Raw genomic sequence first — 748 nt, 5'->3', positions numbered from 1 at the left:
TGAAATGACAGATACTCTTTTAAGGCATACTTTAGTTTATAGCCATTGCCATCAGGGTAACGACTTCCCTCAGCGAGCTCAGCTGAAATGGCTTGTTTTGCCAATTCACTCATACCCAGAGGATTTTCATTACTTGCCAGCTTTACAATATCGCTAATACCCAACTCTCGTTCTAGCTCGTCAATGGGTTTTCCGGGTTGATAAGGATGCAAAGCCTGGACAGGCGCTACAGCCAAACCTGAAAGCTGGTCAGATTTTTTCACTAGAGCACACCCACCGGGTAAGAACCGAGATGTTTAATTTCTACCGCATCAGGAGAAACCTGCTGAACAACTTTCTGCACGCCTTCGTCATCGATATGACCTTCGAAATCAATAAAGAACACATAGGCCCAAGTACCGGAATTCGAAGGCCGAGTTTCCAGGCGGGTAAGGCTAATATCATTTTGATGGAAAGGCTCAAGGACGTGATATAGTGCCCCTGGTTTGTTCTTGGCCGACACCATAATAGAGGTCTTATCTTGACCGCTAGCAGGAACAACATCGCTACCGATAATCAAGAAGCGGGTCGTATTATCAGGCTGATCTTCAATATTCTCGACAAGTTTGAGTAAGCTATACTGCTCGGCTGCCATGTCACCAGCGATCGCAACAGCCCCTTCTTCTTTCATGCTGAGCTTTGCAGCCTCGGCATTACTACTAACAGCAACACGCTCAACTTGAGGGCAATTCGCATCCAACCATTTCCG

1 protein-coding gene and 1 pseudogene are annotated in these 748 nt (G+C 46.4%); both read right to left on the bottom strand.

What is annotated here, in order from left to right:
• Positions 1-263 (bottom strand): annotated as a pseudogene (locus tag A3735_RS11005) (histidinol-phosphate transaminase); the annotation flags it as partial.
• Positions 263-748: prephenate dehydratase domain-containing protein (locus tag A3735_RS11000; RefSeq protein ID WP_156499612.1), on the bottom strand; the 486-nt coding region annotated here is incomplete at its 5' end. The gene A3735_RS11000 and the pseudogene A3735_RS11005, both read right to left, overlap by 1 nt.

This window comes from Oleiphilus sp. HI0061 (assembly GCF_001635675.1).
The sequence above is the reverse complement of the archived record's forward strand: the minus strand, read 5'-3'. Positions and strand labels throughout refer to the sequence as shown.